The following is a 16,962-nucleotide window of genomic DNA, read 5'->3' on the forward strand; positions in this document are numbered from 1 at the left end:
AGAGTATTTATTATTCCTTCCAATTTGTGCAAACACCTTTCCAGCAATAGATTATTACCCTTCTACCACAGGATTAACCAAGCTGCCAATCCCATCAATTTCCACGGTCACTTGGTCCCCGGGCCGTATCGGTCCAATACCGCTGGGCGTACCGGTCAAAATCACATCTCCGGGATGAAGTGTCATCACTGCTGATAAGTAACTGACCAGGTCAAGAGGAGAGAAAATCATCTGATTAGTGTTGGCCTGCTGCTTCACCTCGCCGTTAAGCAGCAGCCTAACCATCAAGTTGTCAGGGTTAGCGTCCGTGTCAATTACCGGGCCCAGCGGACAAAAGGTATCAAAGGACTTACTGATGGTCCATTGCCCATCCTTGGGCTGCAAATCCCGCGCAGTGACATCATTGCCGCAGGTGTAACCCAGAACGAATTGATGGGCATCCTGTCGAGCGATATTTTTAGCGGTTTTGCGGATAACCACTGCCAATTCCGCCTCATAATCCACCCTTCTGCTGATAGGGGGGCAGACAATATCTTGGCAGCTGCCTACAACACTGGTAGAAGGTTTCATGAAGATTACCGGTTTATCAGGCAGCTCAATCTTGACCTCCTGGGCGTGGTCCCGATAATTAAGACCGACACATAATACTTTACTGGGTTCACAGGGTGAAAGCAGCATTAAATCTTCCAACGCATAGGATTTTGTCTCCCGCTGATAGGAATTAAATGGCGAACCCTTGACAGGGGTGACAACCCCATCAGACTCCAGTCCATATTTTACCCGTTCCCCTTCCAAAAAACGCAGCCATCGCATCATTTCATCATCCTTTCAGCATTTAATTGACGCCCATTCACCACCCACTTTTTGAGATGGGAGTCCACCGGGCATGTTTTAATAGCGTGTTCCTCTTTAACAGATTATATGGCAAAGCCACTGCTATCCGCACAGGTAACAGTGGCTTTATTAGCTAATTTTGGCTTTCTTGCTTACTTCTTTTTCAACCAGGGCATCATTTCTCTTAACTTGCTACCCACCTTCTCCAGCAGATGCTCATCATCTTTACGCGTGAGGGCATTGAACTGGGGACGGTTTGCCTGGTTTTCCAAAATCCACTCTTTTGCAAACTGACCATCCTGTATTTCCGCTAGGATTTTTGCCATTTCCGCCTTAACATCGGCATTGATTAACCGGGGACCCCGGGTGATATCACCGTACTGAGCCGTATCACTGATGGAATAGCGCATCTGGCCTAAACCGCCTTCATACATTAAATCTACAATTAATTTCAATTCATGCAGACATTCAAAGTAGGCAATTTCCGGCTGGTATCCAGCCTCCACCAGGGTTTCAAAACCGGCTTTTACTAGGGCAGTGGCACCGCCGCACAGGACGGCCTGCTCACCGAATAGGTCTGTCTCGGTCTCTTCCTGGAAAGTAGTCTCAATCACACCGGCACGGGTACAACCAATGCCTTTAGAGTAGGCTAAGGCCAAATCCATCGCTTTGCCGCTGGCATTTTGGTAAACCGCGACTAAACCGGGAACACCGGCGCCATTTTCGTACATGCGGCGCACCAAATGGCCCGGACTCTTTGGTGCAGCCATAAAGACGTCCACATCTTTCGGCGGTACTATCTGATTAAAGTGAATGTTAAAGCCGTGGGAAAATACCAAAGCGTTACCTGGTTCAAGATTTGGCTCCACATCGGTTTTGTAAACTTTACCCTGTGCTTCATCAGGCAATAAAATCTGCACTACCTGAGCCATTTTAGCGGCTTCAGCAACGGTTACTACCTTCAATCCATCGTCTTCGGCTTGGGTCCAGGACTTACTACCTTCCCGTAAACCCACAACAACATCCAAGCCGCTATCTTTTAAGTTCTGTGCCTGAGCGTGGCCCTGACTGCCGTAACCCAGTACAGCGATAGTTTTACCCTGTAGTAAACTTAAATTTGCATCATCATCATAAAACATCTTGGCCATACTTATGCCTCCCATTTAATTTGTAAAATTTATCCGAGGATATTCTATTTCATATTCTAAAGAATTATGAAAATTCCTGCCGAAAATTCCAAAAAATTTTTCGCTGAATATTCTGGCCCAGAAATATCCTTTAAAACACCTTTGTTTTTCCACAAATAACGAGTGTGGCATCAGGTGCATTAATCAGTCCCAGTACTTGAATAATTGTTTGAGGCAGCACAGGCAGGTGATTCACCTCATCCCTTAATTCTGTGAAACCGATTGGCATCGGACATCCCCCTATCCCATAAAGACTTTTGCGGCAGTTATTTTGCTCTATATCTTACAACTTTTAGAATTCTATCCCCTCTCGGCTGCCGATGCCACTATGATAAGGATGCTTTAACTCCAACATCTCCGTCACCAGTTCAGCACGCTCTATCAGTTTTTTCGGCGCGTTGCGCCCGGTTAGAACAACCTCTGTGAGGTCAGGCTTAAGCTGCAGCAGTTCTTCCACTTCCGCAAGAGTAACCAACTCAAACCAAAGAGCATTATTAATTTCGTCCAATATCAGGATGTCCACTGCCGGATCAATCAACCAGTTTCGTGCCTGAGCCATGGCCTGCCTGGCTAAGGCAATATCCTCCTCAGCAGCCTCGCCTTTCTTATTAAAGCCCTTCTTGCCAAAAGAACGGCACTGAATTTCAGGCTCTAGCCTCCTAAAAGCCGCATTCTCGCCGTAATCACCAGTCTTCATAAACTGGACAATTCGAATATTATAGCCATGCCCCGCCGCGCGCAGTGCCAAACCAAAAGCGGCGGTACTCTTCCCTTTGGCATTACCGGTATATATTTGAATTAAGCCCTGCTCCAAATGTTTCCCCATAGAAAAACCCCCTGATGAAAATCCCCGGCAGCAATTGCCGGGAATAATTATATTCGTATAGGTTTTCGTTATGTGTCGGATATTTCCTGCCCAGATAATGCGCTTGGTGAAAAAATCGCAATATTATGTCATCATTAAAGGACTTTAAGGCCACTGCAAGTTAGCAGACCCGCAGTGGTGACAGGTGTCAAAATAACCTTCCGGCCGCTGGAACGCTTCTTGGGCTACTTCGTAAGCAGCGCCCATATTTTCTACATGCTTCACTTGTCCTTCACTAAAGCTTGCCACTAATCCGGAATAAGGGCCATTAGCCCAGGGAGCACCATTAGGAATGGCACTTGAAGAAAACGTGGTATCATTGCCACAATCCATACATCGAGGCATAGCAATCAGCTCCTTTTACCCCATTTATTCTTATTCTTGCTCCACTTTGTCACTTTATGGCCACCCATTTGTTCCATCAGGTTAGCGGTTTCACTGGCCTTGTCATTATTGGTCTCAATTACGGCAAGGATTTTCCCTCGCTTAACCTCTTCCTGATATACCTTGGCACGAGAAGCAGCAACACCATAGTAAGTTAGTATATCGCTGATATTTTTATCTCCCTGACCGATGGCCCCGGCAAAAGGACCGCCTGCGGTCACCCGGCCAACACCAGGAATGTCGATATCATCTATCTGTACCAACCACCCCTCCAATGCATCAATACCTGGCACAGCTACTTCAGCGGCAGTTTCCATATCCTCAAGACGTTTTCGGGGAGTTATCAACGAAATTTGGTTATTAGCCAGTTCTTTTTCGTTTAATGCTTTCACCAAATCCACTGCCTGCCGGCTACCGTTAAACAGTGCCACGATGGTACGACGAATACTCAGACTCACCACCTCCTTACCATTAGTCAGTATTAGCTTGAAGCCCGGCGAAGACAATTATTCAACAATCTGTAAATTTGCCTTCACTGTGATAAAATAATGATAAGTTATATCGTTTACATGTTAGAAGATGGTCAGATAACTAGCTAGAAATCTATCAATGAGGTGATTACCTTGGAACGCTTGCAAAAATTGATGGCCCACGCAGGCATTGCATCTCGGCGTGAAAGTGAAAAAATGATAGAAGACGGACGGGTGAAGGTGAACGGTAAGGTAATTCGGGAAATGGGGTTTAAGACGGACCCGGACAAAGATGTGATTGAGGTAGATAATCAGATAGTCTCGGTCGGTGAAGAGAAGGTCTATCTACTGCTGTACAAGCCTAAGGGATATTTGAGCACCACTGATGACCCCCGGGGACGGCGTACCGTGATGGATTTGGTGGATGTACCCCAGCGGATATATCCGGTTGGCAGACTGGATTATGATACTGAAGGTCTCCTCATTCTCACCAATGACGGTGAACTAACCTACAAATTCACTCACCCCAGTCATGAAGTAAACAAAGTATATCATGCCCTAGTCAAGGGCGATCCAACTCAGCAGACATTAGCAACGCTGCGCCGCGGGGTGTTACTAGAGGACGGTCCCACCGCCCACGCTCAGGTCAAACAGCTAAAAAAAATACAGGGCAATACCCTGTTGGAGATAATCATCCATGAAGGCCGCAACCGTCAAGTAAGACGAATGTGCAAAGCAGTTGGGCACCCGGTACTTGACTTAAAACGGGTAGCAATTGGTGACCTTACCCTGAGTAATCTGGTACCGGGCCAATACCTGCATATAAGTAAAGATCGTTTGGAAAGGGCCGCACATTAGTCAAATACCTAGTCCCAAAAGCGGGTGTCTTTGAACCGGGGTTCTTGGCGATTTATGGTATCTTTCGTTACCAGATCCACTTCTACACCAAGCCGGAGACGCTCCCTGAGTTTGTTTGCGATAAAAGCAGCCATAGTACTTTTGGGTACTGTCCCTCTGGTTTCAATGCGAAGGATTAACTTATCTTTATAATCTTCTCTGGTAACCAGTGCCTGATAATAATCCACATCTGTAATCTCGTTCAGCGCCCGGTCCAACTGGGAAGGGTGAACAAATAACCCACGCACCTTAACAGCATCTCCCACCCGGCCAATAATTTCTTTGATACGTTTACCGCCGCGGCCGCAAGTACAGGCGTCGTCAGTAAGTATCCCCATGTCACCGGTACCAAACCGAAGCAGGGGATAAGTAGTATTTAGTAAGGTCACCACTATTTCCCCGGGTTCCCCTAGTGCTACTTTGTGCCCAGAATTAGGGTCTACAACTTCCAAAATAAGTCCTTCATTAATATGCATCCCTGAATGGGCAGAGCATTCATAGGCCACACAACCCAAATCAGCGGTACCATAAGACTGGTAAGTATCTATCCCTCTTTGCTCCAGTTCATGGCGTAAAGACCCTGGCAGCGGCTCTGCCGTCACCAATGCCTTATCAATGTTATGTGAGTCGGCAAAATTCAGTCCCTGGTCCTCAGCGTCTTTAATCAAGGCCATCAGGTAACTGGGCAGCCCGACGAAACCCGATACCTCAATCTGCTGGATCATGGTGAGCTGCAGCTCTTTATTTCCGGTACCAGCGGGAATGACAGTGCATCCTAGAGCACGAAGCCCGGAATCAAACATAAAGCCCGCAGGTGTAAGATGGTAAGAGAAGGTATTGATTACCCGTTCAGCGGCAGTAAATCCTGCTGCCTTTAATGCCGGGACCCACCGCCAAAAATCCTGATCCTGGCCCTCGGGGTCATATATCGGCCCGGGAGAAGCATAGATCCTCGCTAAAGCATCAGGATTGACACCCAGCCAGCCGCCAAAAGGCAGATCTGCAGCCTGACCTGATATCAAGGATTCCTTGCTTGTAACCGGGATGCCATCCAAGTCAGCTTCACAGGTTACGCTGCCCGGCGCAACTCCCACACCATCCATGATTTGTCTAATTCTCGGTGAATTGGCATAACCATATTGAATAAACTCAACCAGTTCCACCTATAACCACCTCTTCCTGCGCTTATAATGCTTTACGTCGCGGTAGCTTTTACGCCCACCAATTTCTGTCAGACCCAGATAGAACTCTTGGACATCTTCGTTCTTCTTCAACTTATCCTCCGTACCTTCCATCACTATTCTACCGCTTTCCATGATGTAACCATAATGCGCTATGGATAGGGCAATGTTGGCATTTTGCTCCACCAACAAAATGGTAGTTCCTTCATTCTCATTAATACGTCGAATGATGTCAAATATTTCTCGCACCAAAAGCGGTGCCAGGCCCAAGGATGGCTCATCTAACAGCATCAATTGGGGACGGGCCATCAGTGCGCGGCCAATGGCCAGCATTTGCTGTTCTCCCCCGGATAGGTAACCGGCAACACGCGATTTGAGCTGTTTCAGTTTGGGGAAATACTCATACACCAACTGAAGGTCATTCTTTGCACCACCCTTGTCTTTCCTGGTGAATGCGCCGGCAATCAGGTTCTCCTCTACAGTCAAGTGTTCAAATACCCGTCTACCTTCCATCACTTGGAAGATGCCTTCCCGAACTATTTTATCCGGTTCCATACCGTGAATGTCCTTATCATGAAACTGGATATTACCGTCGGTGACCTCCCCGTCTTCTCCCGCCAACAGCCCGGAAATTGCCTTAAGTGTGGTCGTCTTTCCCGCACCGTTACTACCCAGTAAGGCAACAATTTGACCCTGGGGCACTTTTAAAGACAGGCCCTTCAATACGAGAATTATTTTATCATACATTACTTCAATGTTATTAAGAGCTAACATGCCTTCACCTCCCCGATTAAAACAGCGGCGGGAAGTGAGAGGTAAAAACACTCTCACTCATGCCGCTAACTATTATTTGTAACCAATCCAATCTGTAATAGGTGTCCATTGTCCATCCGTCACTTGATAAAGTTTAACCTTACTGCTGCCGCGATGACTGTCAGCAGAAAAACTTACCGGTGCGGCTAGGTCGCCGGAGCTAAATTCATTCATACTTTCCAATCCCTTTTTAATATTTTCACCGGTAACGTCATCACCGGCTCGCTTCATACCTTCCATCATTACCATAGCAGAAAACCAACCCTGAATATGCTTTTGGTTCAACTCATCCAGGCTCTTACCCGTTAAAGCAAATCCTTCTTCAACATCTTTCATTCCTGCAACATCTTCATATGGGAAGGCGAAGGGAATTACCCCAATATAACCTTCAGCAGCATCACCCATCAGCTTGAGAGAAATTTCATCCGCCGTCCAATTCAGACCGAAGAATTTGGTATCAAGACCAAGTTTCTTTGCATCCTTTAAGATGGTAGCGGTAGCGTTTGACGTTTCCTGGATGATAGCATAGTTGGCGCCGGCCTTATCCATGTTCAAAAGCTGGGATGTGGCATCCAGTGCCTTTAAATCAACTACCTCCTTATCCACAATCTCTACGCCAATTTCCTTGGCAAATGCCTCAGCATCAGCGATGGGGGATTTACCAAATCCGGTATCGTTATATATTAAAGCTACCTTTGGTTGTTCCTCTTGGGCATTGTCCTTGATGTATTTAAGAATAACTCTGGCCTGATCTGAATAAGAAGCAGCAACCATGAAGTTATAAGGGTGATCAGCCACCGTCAGTAGAGTTTCGGACAAAGATCCGGAAATATAGGGGATTTTATCCTTGCTGATAAAGGGTACCATTGCTTCGGTATCACCGGTTCCCCAACCCAGGATGGCAGGAGCTTTCTGTTGGTAGACCAGCTTTTTATAAGCCTCAACTGCCTGAGGAATCTTATACGCATAGTCAATACCTTCTAAATCTATCTGTCGACCGTTAACGCCGCCATTTTCATTTAACCATTTCACATAGGCTGTGGCTCCCTCAGCATAGGGTGCGCCCACATCACCGGTTCCACCTGTAATATCGAAAATACCGCCCAGTTTAATCGGTTCTGTATTCTCTTCCTTTGCAGGTTCCTCTTGTTTAGGAGTTGACTTTTCCTGGTCACCTTTATCGGCGGATTCAGTGGTACTTCCGCCACCGCATCCGGCCACCAAACCAATCACCAGCAGCAGAGATAGAATAACAGCAGCAAACCGCAATCTTATGGACATTTTTTTTCCTCCTTTTAGGTAGTTACTGGATGTGTAAACTTAATCTTTAGTAGTTTCACATCTCCTGGCAAAATCGACTTCTTGTGAGGTTAATAGTTGCCACCCCTTGCCCGGCCTCCCCCCCTTTAACAGACGATTTGTATCCTTCCGCATAAGCATCAATAAGAAAATGGCCACAACTTAAAGTAATCTTTAATATTCTGCCATATTCTGGCCAGCCCCTCGGGCTCGTATATCAGAAAGACTACAATGGTGGTGCCAAAAACCGCCTCCTTCAGCCCAAGAATAATGGTTTCAATATTGGGAAAGTAAGTGGAAAACAATCCGGCAATTTCCCGCAGCACGATAGGCAGCAGGGTGATAAACACCGCACCATAAATGGATCCCATCACACTTCCCAAACCGCCGATAATCACCATGGCCAGATATTGAATGGAAACTGCAATGGTAAAATGCTCAGGACTGATAATACGCAAATAATGTCCCCAGAGGGCTCCGGCCACACCTACATAAAACGAACTGAGAGCAAAAGCCATAATTTTATACTTAAATAAGTTTATCCCCATCACTTCCGCTGCCAAGTCCCGGTCCCGAACGGCCACAAAGGCCCGGCCTACCCGGCTTCGAAACAGATTGAAGGCAAACATGGCAGCAATGATACACACCACCAGCACCAAGTAATAGTAACTCACGTCATTATCCAAGGTGAAACCGAATAACTGAGGTGCAGGCAAAAACATCCCATGAACACCGTTGGTTACTCCATCCCAATGAGCAATGACAAATTCAATAATTACCTGGGCCGCTAAAGTGGCAATAGCCAAGTAAAGCCCTTTTAATCGAAGAGATGGAATGCCAAATATTGCTCCTACCGCTGCAGTAATCACCCCGGCAGCAGGCAATGCAATCCAAAATGGCAGTCCCATTTTGGCGGTAATAAAGCCGGCGGCATAAGCACCCACCCCTAAAAATGCTCCATGACCAATGGATATTTGTCCGGTAAAGCCGGTAAGAATGTTTAGCCCAAGAGACCCGATAATTGCTATACCTACCAGATTAGCGATGCTGACTAGATATGTGCCGGCATACACGGGAAGAAGAAACAATAACAGCATGATTGCCGCTACCCGCAGTTTCGCCAACATGGGATAATGAAAAGCCATGTCATCGCGGTAGTTGGTAGTGAAAACTCCGCTTTCCATAACGAATGGATTTCGTAACCGCATATTTTACACCCTTTCTATGATCTCTTTGCCAAACAGCCCGTAGGGTTTAATCATCAAAATCAGCACCAAAACTACAAAGGGTGCCACTTCTTTGACACCGCCGCCCAACAGCGGGTCCAGGTAACCACCGGAAAGGCTTTCGAGAACGCCGATAATCAAGCCGCCTACGATTGCCCCGGGAATACTATCCAGGCCTCCCAAAATGGCTACAGGCAAGACCGTCAGGCCGATATGGCTAAGAGACGAATTTACACCATTGATGTTACCCAGAAGGATGCCGCCAATGCCGGCAACTACTGCAGCAATGGCCCACGTAGCGGCAAAAATTAATTTTACGCTGATTCCCATGGATAATGCTGCCTGTTGGTCATCAGCGGTAGCCCGCATGGCTATACCCATATGGGAATATTTAAAAAATAACGAAAAGGCCACCAGCATGACCAGACTGACAAACAAGGACCATAAATAAACCTGGGAAACCACAACCGGACCGATATTTACCGGTGCTGTGGGAAAAATCTCCGGAAATGTCCTAGTATCAGTACTCCAGATAACCTGGATTAATCCTCTCATGGCACTGGATAGACCAAGAGTGACCATAATTACCGAAATTACCGGCTCATTAATAAAGGAACGTAGTATTGTTCTTTCAATAATAATGCCCAATAGGAAGCTGACGGCAATAGAGATCAATAATGCCACTAAGAAGGGCATATGGTACACATTTACCAAGGTCAAACAAATATACGCACCAACCAACAGCAGCTCTCCTTGGGCAAAGTTAATCACGTCACTAGACTTATAAATTAGGACGAAACCCAAAGCCACCATGGCATAAACCGCGCCTACCACCAAACCGGTGACAACCAGTTGCATTAAAAACACCATTGTTATGCCACCTCCATGTCCATAAGTATTACTGCCAAAGCGGTTTCCACCACGGTTTGCCGGCCATCCCGGTATTTGACCTTATCTTTGACCTTGATGGTATCGTCACCGCCGTACAAAGCATCTATCAACACAGCATATTTTTCTTCCACGTAACCCCGTCGAATTTTCTTGGTACGGGTTAATTCCTCGTCATCAGCATCAAATTCCTTATGCAGCAGTACAAACTTACGTATCCGCGCAGCAGGAGGAAGTTCCTCATTCACCCTTATCACTTCTTTACTTACTAATTCCAGTACTTCTTCCTTCTGGGTCAAATCCGTGTAAGTAGTATAAGTCAGCTGATTATTTTCCGCCCATTTACCGGTATTGGAAAAATCAATATTGATAATGCCCACCACATAAGGACGGTCTTTACCAATAACCACTGCTTCTTTAATATACATGCTGAATTTGAGACTGTTTTCGATGTATTGAGGTGAGAATATCTCACCTTCCTTAGTGGTAAGTACGTATTTCACCCGATCAATTACCACCAGATGGTCATTGTCGTCAATATAGCCGGCATCACCAGTGTGCAGCCAACCGTCGGTAAGAGCTTCCTTGGTTGCGTCTTCATTATTGTAATAGCCAGTGAAAACGCTAGAGCTCTTGATCTGTATCTCCCCTTCGGCTGAAATCTTTACTTCAGTGCCGGGAATGGGACGGCCCACGCTGTGATACTTGACATCACCGTCGTGATGGACCACAGCAATACCCGACACTTCTGTTTGACCGTAAATCTGCTTCAGATTTACTCCCAGCGCATGATAGAAGCGGAAAACCTGCGGCCCAAGGGCCGCTCCCCCTGTATAACCGCGGTGCAGCCGCAGTAAACCGAAATGATCTTTGATCGCACTAAAAACCATAAATTCACCTAACCCGTGCATAAACCGCAGCCATAAGGGCACAGGCTCTTTGTTAAAGCGGCAGTCCGCCACCCGATAACCCAGCGGCATGAAAAAGTGGTAAAGCTTTTTCTTCAACCAGCTGCTATCCTCGATCTGCACCTGGATACGGGAGACGATATCTTCCCAAATCCGCGGTGGCGAGAACATAACATGGGGTCCGATTTCCCGAATGTTGTCGTTGACCGTCTCCGGTTCTTCAGGGAAATTAACGGTAAAGCCGCGCATTAATGATGCCGCTACCCCAGTCATCTGTTCGCCTATCCAGGCTAAGGGTAAGAAGGAAACGAATTCATCCTTTTCATTAATTGGGTCCACTCCAGTCAGGTTAGCAGCCATGTTGATCAGATTATCGTGGGTAAGCATCGCTCCCTTTGGAAAACCGGTGGTGCCGCTAGTGTAGCAGATGATAGCCACATCGGCTCCTTGGCCTTTACCCACCTCCCGTTCAAAAAACGCGGAATTTTTTCCTGCGTACTCATGTCCTATTTCTTGTACATCGGGAAAGGATAATAAAATATCTTCAGAATAATTCCGTAACCCACGTGGGTCATAATAGATAACCTTACGGATATTAGGGACCTCTTCACGGATTTCTAATATCTTGTCTACCTGCTCCTGATCCTCTACCACCACGAACATAGCCTCGGAATGGTTGAGAATATAACTAACTTCCTTTGACTGGGAGTCCTGATATAATCCAATAGAAATGCCGCCTAAAGACTGGACCGCCAATTCAGCATAGATCCATTCCGGGCGATTATCGCCGATAATGGCTAATTTGTCCCCGCGGCGAAACCCTAATTTGTAAAGTCCCAGAGCAAATTCCTTGACCGCCTCCACGTAACGATCCCAACTAACGCTTTGCCAAATGCCAAACTCTTTTTCCCTGAGAGCACTTCTTTTTTTTCCATATCGCCTGCCATTTCCAAGCAACAGCTTAGGTAAAGTATCTGCCTGCATTACACTAGCCCCCTCTCGCCCCATCAAACCGCTTCCTGCCCAAGATATGCCTCAATTACCTTAGGATTACGCTGTACCTCATCCGGTGCCCCATCGCCAATTTTCTGGCCGAAATCCAGGACCACCACCCGATCGGAGATATCCATTACCACACCCATGTCGTGCTCAATGAGAATGATTGTGGTGCCTTTTTCTTCGGAAATGTCCAAAATGAAACGGGCCATGTCTTCCTTTTCCTCACTGTTCATTCCTGCCATAGGTTCATCCAAAAGCAATAACGATGGTTCCAGCGCCAGGGCTCGCCCCAGTTCCACTCTTTTTTGCAAACCATAAGCTAACATACCCACTTTTTTCCGCCGAATATTCTCAATTTCCAGAAAATCAATTATTTCCTCAACTACCCGCCGATGAACCACTTCTTCCCGCTGGGTCTTCCCCCAATAAAGCCCACCGGCAATTATGCCGCTTTTCATTTTGATATGGCGCCCCAGCATTAAATTATCCAATACGGTCATATGGGAAAATAATTCAATATTTTGGAAACTTCGGGCTATACCCAGATTGGCTCGTTGGTGAGTGGCCATATGGGTAACCTCTGTGCCTTCAAAAGAAATTTTGCCTGTAGTGGGTCGATAAAGCCCGCTAATACAGTTTAGTAGACTGGTTTTACCAGCACCGTTTGGCCCAATGATGGCGAAAATGTCCCCCTTCCTCACTTGAGTGCTGACATTGGTCAAGGCGGAGACCCCGCCAAAATGTAGTGACACCCGATCAATCTCCAGCTGTATCACCGACACCCCTCCTTTTTTCTGAATTTTCACATTACTATTGTCAGTACTTATTCTACTGTCGGTTTGTGGGAGTGTAAACGAACTTACCGCAAACGGAATATTTTCGGTGTAAACTGTTTAAAAGGCAATCTCAGTGGGGGTTAAGTGACAAATATCTGCTGACCGGCACCTTAAAAAGAGTGACCCTACCGGTCACTCTTTAAAATCGGTCTTTTAATCTTTTATCCTACCGTTCAGTAAGAAATTCGCCACAGCCATTAACCGCCGAATAGCAGGTTAATGATAAAAACCGATGCCAATAATCCGGTGATGTCCGCGATTAAGCCCAAGGTAACTGCATAGCGGTAACGTCGAATCCCTACAGAACCGAAGTAAACCGTCAAAACATAAAATGTCGTATCGGTACTACCCTGCATGGTTGAAGCAAGCCGCCCAATAAAACTGTCTGGCCCATGGGCGCCGATTAGTTCAGTAGCAATGCCCAAAGCGCCACCCCCTGATAACGGCCGCATCACAGCTAGGGGCAGCACTTCTCCCGGCGCGCCGATTAACATCATAATAGGATTAATGAACTTAACAAAATAAGCCATTGCGCCTGATGCCCGAAAAACACCGATAGCCACAAGCATACCAACCAAGAAGGGAATGATACGAACGGCTGTTTCAAACCCTTCTTCCGCTCCTTCAACGAATGACTCATAGACCTTTACCCCCCTAAAGAAGCCGGCCACCGGAATGACAAGAAGCAGAAAGGGTATGGCCCAGCGAGAAACCTCGGATACTATGGACAGTAGCATAAAGACTTAAGCCCCCTTTTAATGTTGCTTCAAACAGAAAACCCAGGCACTAATCTTTGCCGTATTTACGTTTATACCGGGAACGCAGAATTTTATCAGCCGTTACCGCTACAATGGTGCCGGTGGCAGTGGCAAAAATCGTAGGGCCGACGATTTCTGTAGGATTAGCCGAACCCGAAGCCACCCTGATACCGATGATAGTGGCCGGTATCAGGGTAATACATGAGGTATTTATGGCCAAGAAGGTACACATGGCGGCACTAGCCTCATCAGGCGAATCATTCAATTCCTGCAGTTCCTGCATCGCCTTGAGACCAAAGGGTGTGGCTGCATTTCCCAAACCCAGGATGTTGGCACTGATATTCATAATAATGGCTCCCATGGCCGGATGGTCCTGGGGTACCTGCGGAAATAGAAATCTGGTAATCGGACAGACAATTCTAGCTAAAAAATTAATCATGCCTGATTCTTGTGCCACCCGCATAATACCCAGCCAAAGCGCCATTATGCCAATTATTTCGATAGCAATGTTTACCCCGGCCTGGGCAGAATCCATAGCGGCCTTAGTAACTACTTCGATGCGCCCGTTTATTCCCGCCACAGCGATGCCGGATACCAAAAGTGCCAGCCAGATGATATTAACCATCGATCTCACTCCTCAGCAAGTCCTATAAGAAAAACTATGATAAATACAAGCTGTTTAGAACAAGCTGCGAAAATACGCGTTTTTATACACAAAAAATAAGCCCCTAATGGGCTTATTGCAAGTGCCATGGACGGGGTTGTACCTGCGCAAACGCGTCGCAGTTGCTTACATTGGTAAACCTTGTCCTTCACTGGCTAATGGTGCATTAATGAAAGGTCAGGATGGCTATCAGGGACTGCCAAATGGAAGTCAGCAGGGACCGCCTTTTGACTGTGCTTCCGGCAACCAAGTCCACTGTCGCCACCCGAGTATCATCCATAAAGAGGCGAATTTCCCCTAACCATTCCCCTTCCTCTACCGGAGCTGTTACCGTATCAGGCAGGACCACCCGCTGTTCCAATTCTTTCTTTTCACCGTCCAGTAAAGGCACGGACAGCGTACCGCCGGTAACTACAGCAACTAAATCCTTGCGGCCGCCTTCAACCTTAATATCCCGGATAAACTTACCCGGTTGCAGCACCGGTGTACGGTTGAAAGTATTAAAGCCCCATTCCAGCAGCTTTTTACTTTCGCCATAAACATCGCGAGCGTTTAACACCACGGCCACCAATGTCCAGCCGTTTTTGGCAGCAGAACTAACCAGGCAATTTCCTGCGGGGGTAGTGTAACCTGACTTTACTCCGTTAGCAAAAGAATAATATTCTTCATCGCCGGTCAGCAGCCGGTTTATATTTTTCATCAGCTGTGTACGGCTCTGACGTTTTACCTCTGCTTCCGGCAAAGCAATGATCCGCCGAAATTCAGGCAGCTTGAAACCCTCTCGGGCCAATAATGCCAGGTCATAGGCCGATGAATAATGGTCCGGCGAGTGTAGACCATGGGGGTTTGTATAGTGCGTATCCTCTGCGCCAACCTCAGCAGCATAATCGTTCATCATCTTCACAAATTCTTTCTCAGAACCTGCCACTGCCTCTGCTGTAGCGACTGCCGCATCATTGCCGGATAATAGCAGCATTCCATAAAGTAAGTCCCGGAGCCGCAGTACCTCTCCGTTCCTAAGACCCATAGATGATTCTCCGGTGGCAGCTGCGCCGACACTGATATGTACCTTCCGGTCCAGATCTCCCCCCTTAATTGCTAAAATAGCGGTGGTAATCTTGGTGGTGCTGGCCTGCGGCAGACGCTGATGGACGTTCATTGCGTATAATACTCGACCCGAATCTAAATCCATCAAAACTGCCGCCTGTCCATTAATTCTAGGTTGCGCGACAGCGCTAACAGGAAGAAGTAATATGTAGAGAATAAAGATAACCAGACTTAAAACCCGATGACAGTTTAACTTCATGCAGTCAACTCCTCGATGCCGCCCAATGTCCAAACGCAGTGTTAACACTTAACTATTCCACATTTTCTATGTGCTTCCCTGCAGTTAAACCTGCGAGTTTTTGTCGTTTTAAACAGAAAATTACCAATAACTTGACAAGTTAACCATAATCGTGCCAGGCACCTTTTTGTCAAGTTATTGGTGATAAATTTATTTGCGCTAGATCACCGATGATTAGACTCCACCCTGAAGACTGTGCTCTTGGTCATCTAGTTCGGACTTTTGTTTGCCCCCCATCATAGATTGTATCTGGTTTAATACCTTAGGGGCCATATCAATAAGCCGGTCTACCATAACGTTGCTATCCACCGGCAGCAACCGGACCTCATCATTATTAACCACTAAAAATCCCATTGGCTGAACTGACACACCTGCACCGCTGCCACCGCCAAAGGGCAACTGAGCATCCTTGCCGCCGTTACCCTGCTCTTGTTGGTACTCGCCGCCGCCGGCGGCAAAACCACAAGATACGCGACTCACTGGAATTATCACGACGCCATGTGGTGTTTCCACCGGGTCGCCGATAATTGTGTTCACGTCAACCATTTCCTTGATACTTTCCATGGCTGTCTGCATCAATGATTTAATTGGATGATCTTCTGCCATGCCTTCACCCCTTTCATTTGTACCGTCTTCATAGCTAAAGAAATTACTAATAGCATAACACGCGAACCTGCAATAATAATATGACCTAAACGCATAGACACTATGCAGTCAAAGTCAAGCTGGAATCCAGGCCGCTCAAAGTTTGGCAGCACTTCGAGGGTATCTTTGCGAGGATTCATTTTCATATTACTCGCCATAAACTGGTACACCATATTTTTAAAAGCCCATAAACTACCGGCAGTCAAGCCGGTAAGTGAAGCATCCCGAAAACCAAATTCCGTCTGCCAGTAAAGTTTTTTGCAGCGAATATTCCTCATAAGTTTTTTGTTAATGTAGATAACCTTATACATAGCTACGCCAACTTCAGGTGTAATACTAATTATTTTTGGTAGTTTATACCAAGGCAGGCTTTTACTACGGATTTTCAAATTCTTTTTAATTATCGGGCGCTGGTGAATAGCTTCCAGTTCCCCTAATAATTCCACTATCGGTTGCAATCCTTCAAAATGTAACGTAATTACCGGTATTTCTAATTTCCCTAGGGGAATTAAACCAAAAGGACGCCAATAGACCATTAAATGATCATCGGCCCGGTGGCGGTTGTACATAAAGCGCACTGTGACAGGTATTGTGAAAACGGCTAACACTATCAGCGGATAAAAAAATAGATAATACTTAAACATTTACAAGCTCCTGACCAATGTTTTATCCTTATATTTCCACTAAAGCAGTGTCATCTATTCATTTAACAACTATAAATAGCTTTTAGCTCATTTATTCGGCTGATGATGTTAATAATAAT

General features: G+C 46.4%; 19 protein-coding genes. 1 reads left to right on the forward strand and 18 read right to left on the reverse strand.

Annotated elements, in window-relative coordinates; translation table 11 throughout:
• Positions 1–54 precede the first annotated feature (54 nt).
• From MFMK1_RS14325 to MFMK1_RS14350, 6 genes are all read right to left on the reverse strand, one after another.
• On the reverse strand, positions 55–816 hold the full coding sequence (locus MFMK1_RS14325; protein ID WP_428846274.1) for a fumarylacetoacetate hydrolase family protein: 762 nt from the start codon (positions 814–816) through the stop codon (positions 55–57).
• 170 nt (positions 817–986) lie between these two features.
• Positions 987–1,982, reverse strand: a complete 996-nt coding sequence (gene ilvC / locus MFMK1_RS14330; protein ID WP_366922370.1) for a ketol-acid reductoisomerase — start codon at positions 1,980–1,982, stop codon at positions 987–989.
• Positions 1,983–2,112: 130 nt separating this feature from the next.
• On the reverse strand, positions 2,113–2,250 hold the full coding sequence (locus tag MFMK1_RS14335) for a hypothetical protein (protein ID WP_366922371.1): 138 nt from the start codon (positions 2,248–2,250) through the stop codon (positions 2,113–2,115).
• Between the two features lie 63 nt (positions 2,251–2,313).
• Entirely contained in the window at positions 2,314–2,847 is a 534-nt protein-coding gene (gene cobO / locus MFMK1_RS14340) for a cob(I)yrinic acid a,c-diamide adenosyltransferase (protein ID WP_366922372.1), read from the reverse strand.
• A 144-nt stretch (positions 2,848–2,991) separates the two neighbouring features.
• Positions 2,992–3,231: a hypothetical protein gene (locus tag MFMK1_RS14345; RefSeq protein ID WP_366922373.1), complete on the reverse strand. Its 240-nt coding sequence runs from the start codon at positions 3,229–3,231 to the stop codon at positions 2,992–2,994.
• Positions 3,232–3,236: 5 nt separating this feature from the next.
• A complete protein-coding gene (locus MFMK1_RS14350; RefSeq protein ID WP_366922374.1) occupies positions 3,237–3,728 on the reverse strand; it encodes a hypothetical protein in 492 nt (163 codons plus the stop codon).
• 156 nt (positions 3,729–3,884) lie between these two features.
• Between MFMK1_RS14350 and MFMK1_RS14355 the strand changes: the two genes are divergently transcribed.
• A complete protein-coding gene (locus MFMK1_RS14355; protein WP_366922375.1) occupies positions 3,885–4,598 on the forward strand; it encodes a pseudouridine synthase in 714 nt (237 codons plus the stop codon).
• Positions 4,599–4,606: 8 nt separating this feature from the next.
• Here MFMK1_RS14355 and MFMK1_RS14360 read toward each other — a convergent pair whose 3' ends face one another.
• The 12 genes from MFMK1_RS14360 to MFMK1_RS14415 all read right to left on the reverse strand — a co-directional run bounded on the left by MFMK1_RS14360 (position 4,607) and on the right by MFMK1_RS14415 (position 16,843).
• Positions 4,607–5,800: a phenylacetate--CoA ligase family protein gene (locus tag MFMK1_RS14360; RefSeq protein ID WP_366922376.1), complete on the reverse strand. Its 1,194-nt coding sequence runs from the start codon at positions 5,798–5,800 to the stop codon at positions 4,607–4,609.
• A complete protein-coding gene (locus MFMK1_RS14365) occupies positions 5,801–6,592 on the reverse strand; it encodes an ABC transporter ATP-binding protein (RefSeq protein ID WP_366922377.1) in 792 nt (263 codons plus the stop codon). It lies immediately after the preceding gene.
• 72 nt (positions 6,593–6,664) lie between these two features.
• Complete coding sequence (locus tag MFMK1_RS14370; RefSeq protein ID WP_366922378.1) at positions 6,665–7,912, reverse strand: ABC transporter substrate-binding protein; 1,248 nt, start codon at positions 7,910–7,912, stop codon at positions 6,665–6,667.
• Between the two features lie 158 nt (positions 7,913–8,070).
• On the reverse strand, positions 8,071–9,138 hold the full coding sequence (locus MFMK1_RS14375) for a branched-chain amino acid ABC transporter permease (RefSeq protein ID WP_366922379.1): 1,068 nt from the start codon (positions 9,136–9,138) through the stop codon (positions 8,071–8,073).
• A 3-nt stretch (positions 9,139–9,141) separates the two neighbouring features.
• A complete protein-coding gene (locus MFMK1_RS14380) occupies positions 9,142–10,026 on the reverse strand; it encodes a branched-chain amino acid ABC transporter permease (RefSeq protein ID WP_366922380.1) in 885 nt (294 codons plus the stop codon).
• 2 nt (positions 10,027–10,028) lie between these two features.
• The gene (locus MFMK1_RS14385) at positions 10,029–11,936 is read right to left on the reverse strand and encodes an AMP-binding protein (RefSeq protein ID WP_366922381.1); all 1,908 of its coding nucleotides are present in this window, start codon (positions 11,934–11,936) and stop codon (positions 10,029–10,031) included.
• Between the two features lie 23 nt (positions 11,937–11,959).
• Positions 11,960–12,727, reverse strand: a complete 768-nt coding sequence (locus MFMK1_RS14390) for an ABC transporter ATP-binding protein (RefSeq protein WP_366922382.1) — start codon at positions 12,725–12,727, stop codon at positions 11,960–11,962.
• Between the two features lie 257 nt (positions 12,728–12,984).
• Positions 12,985–13,524: a spore maturation protein gene (locus MFMK1_RS14395; protein ID WP_366922383.1), complete on the reverse strand. Its 540-nt coding sequence runs from the start codon at positions 13,522–13,524 to the stop codon at positions 12,985–12,987.
• A 49-nt stretch (positions 13,525–13,573) separates the two neighbouring features.
• Positions 13,574–14,170 (reverse strand): nucleoside recognition domain-containing protein, encoded by a 597-nt coding sequence (locus tag MFMK1_RS14400; RefSeq protein WP_366922384.1) that lies wholly within the window; start codon positions 14,168–14,170, stop codon positions 13,574–13,576.
• 205 nt (positions 14,171–14,375) lie between these two features.
• Entirely contained in the window at positions 14,376–15,515 is a 1,140-nt protein-coding gene (locus tag MFMK1_RS14405; RefSeq protein ID WP_366922385.1) for a D-alanyl-D-alanine carboxypeptidase family protein, read from the reverse strand.
• A 213-nt stretch (positions 15,516–15,728) separates the two neighbouring features.
• Positions 15,729–16,160: a GerW family sporulation protein gene (gene ytfJ / locus MFMK1_RS14410; protein WP_366922386.1), complete on the reverse strand. Its 432-nt coding sequence runs from the start codon at positions 16,158–16,160 to the stop codon at positions 15,729–15,731.
• Complete coding sequence (locus MFMK1_RS14415) at positions 16,130–16,843, reverse strand: DUF2953 domain-containing protein (protein ID WP_366922387.1); 714 nt, start codon at positions 16,841–16,843, stop codon at positions 16,130–16,132. The genes ytfJ and MFMK1_RS14415 overlap by 31 nt, the downstream gene beginning before the upstream one ends.
• Positions 16,844–16,962: the final 119 nt, after the last annotated feature.

The organism is Metallumcola ferriviriculae (genome assembly GCF_035573695.1).
GTDB lineage: Bacteria > Bacillota > JADQBR01 > JADQBR01 > JADQBR01 > Metallumcola > Metallumcola ferriviriculae.

Bases quoted from the DNA above. Each gene is read 5' to 3' on its own strand.
- MFMK1_RS14400 (WP_366922384.1), bottom strand. From the start codon at position 14,170: ATGGTTAATATCATCTGGCTGGCACTTTTGGTATCCGGCATCGCTGTG.
- ytfJ (WP_366922386.1), bottom strand. From the start codon at position 16,160: ATGGCAGAAGATCATCCAATTAAATCATTGATGCAGACAGCCATGGAA.
- MFMK1_RS14325 (WP_428846274.1), bottom strand. From the start codon at position 816: ATGATGCGATGGCTGCGTTTTTTGGAAGGGGAACGGGTAAAATATGGA.
- MFMK1_RS14335 (WP_366922371.1), bottom strand. From the start codon at position 2,250: ATGCCAATCGGTTTCACAGAATTAAGGGATGAGGTGAATCACCTGCCT.
- cobO (WP_366922372.1), bottom strand. From the start codon at position 2,847: ATGGGGAAACATTTGGAGCAGGGCTTAATTCAAATATATACCGGTAAT.
- MFMK1_RS14370 (WP_366922378.1), bottom strand. From the start codon at position 7,912: ATGTCCATAAGATTGCGGTTTGCTGCTGTTATTCTATCTCTGCTGCTG.
- MFMK1_RS14345 (WP_366922373.1), bottom strand. From the start codon at position 3,231: ATGCCTCGATGTATGGATTGTGGCAATGATACCACGTTTTCTTCAAGT.
- MFMK1_RS14415 (WP_366922387.1), bottom strand. From the start codon at position 16,843: ATGTTTAAGTATTATCTATTTTTTTATCCGCTGATAGTGTTAGCCGTT.
- MFMK1_RS14395 (WP_366922383.1), bottom strand. From the start codon at position 13,524: ATGCTACTGTCCATAGTATCCGAGGTTTCTCGCTGGGCCATACCCTTT.
- MFMK1_RS14375 (WP_366922379.1), bottom strand. From the start codon at position 9,138: ATGCGGTTACGAAATCCATTCGTTATGGAAAGCGGAGTTTTCACTACC.
- MFMK1_RS14380 (WP_366922380.1), bottom strand. From the start codon at position 10,026: ATGGTGTTTTTAATGCAACTGGTTGTCACCGGTTTGGTGGTAGGCGCG.
- ilvC (WP_366922370.1), bottom strand. From the start codon at position 1,982: ATGGCCAAGATGTTTTATGATGATGATGCAAATTTAAGTTTACTACAG.
- MFMK1_RS14365 (WP_366922377.1), bottom strand. From the start codon at position 6,592: ATGTTAGCTCTTAATAACATTGAAGTAATGTATGATAAAATAATTCTC.
- MFMK1_RS14405 (WP_366922385.1), bottom strand. From the start codon at position 15,515: ATGAAGTTAAACTGTCATCGGGTTTTAAGTCTGGTTATCTTTATTCTC.
- MFMK1_RS14385 (WP_366922381.1), bottom strand. From the start codon at position 11,936: ATGCAGGCAGATACTTTACCTAAGCTGTTGCTTGGAAATGGCAGGCGA.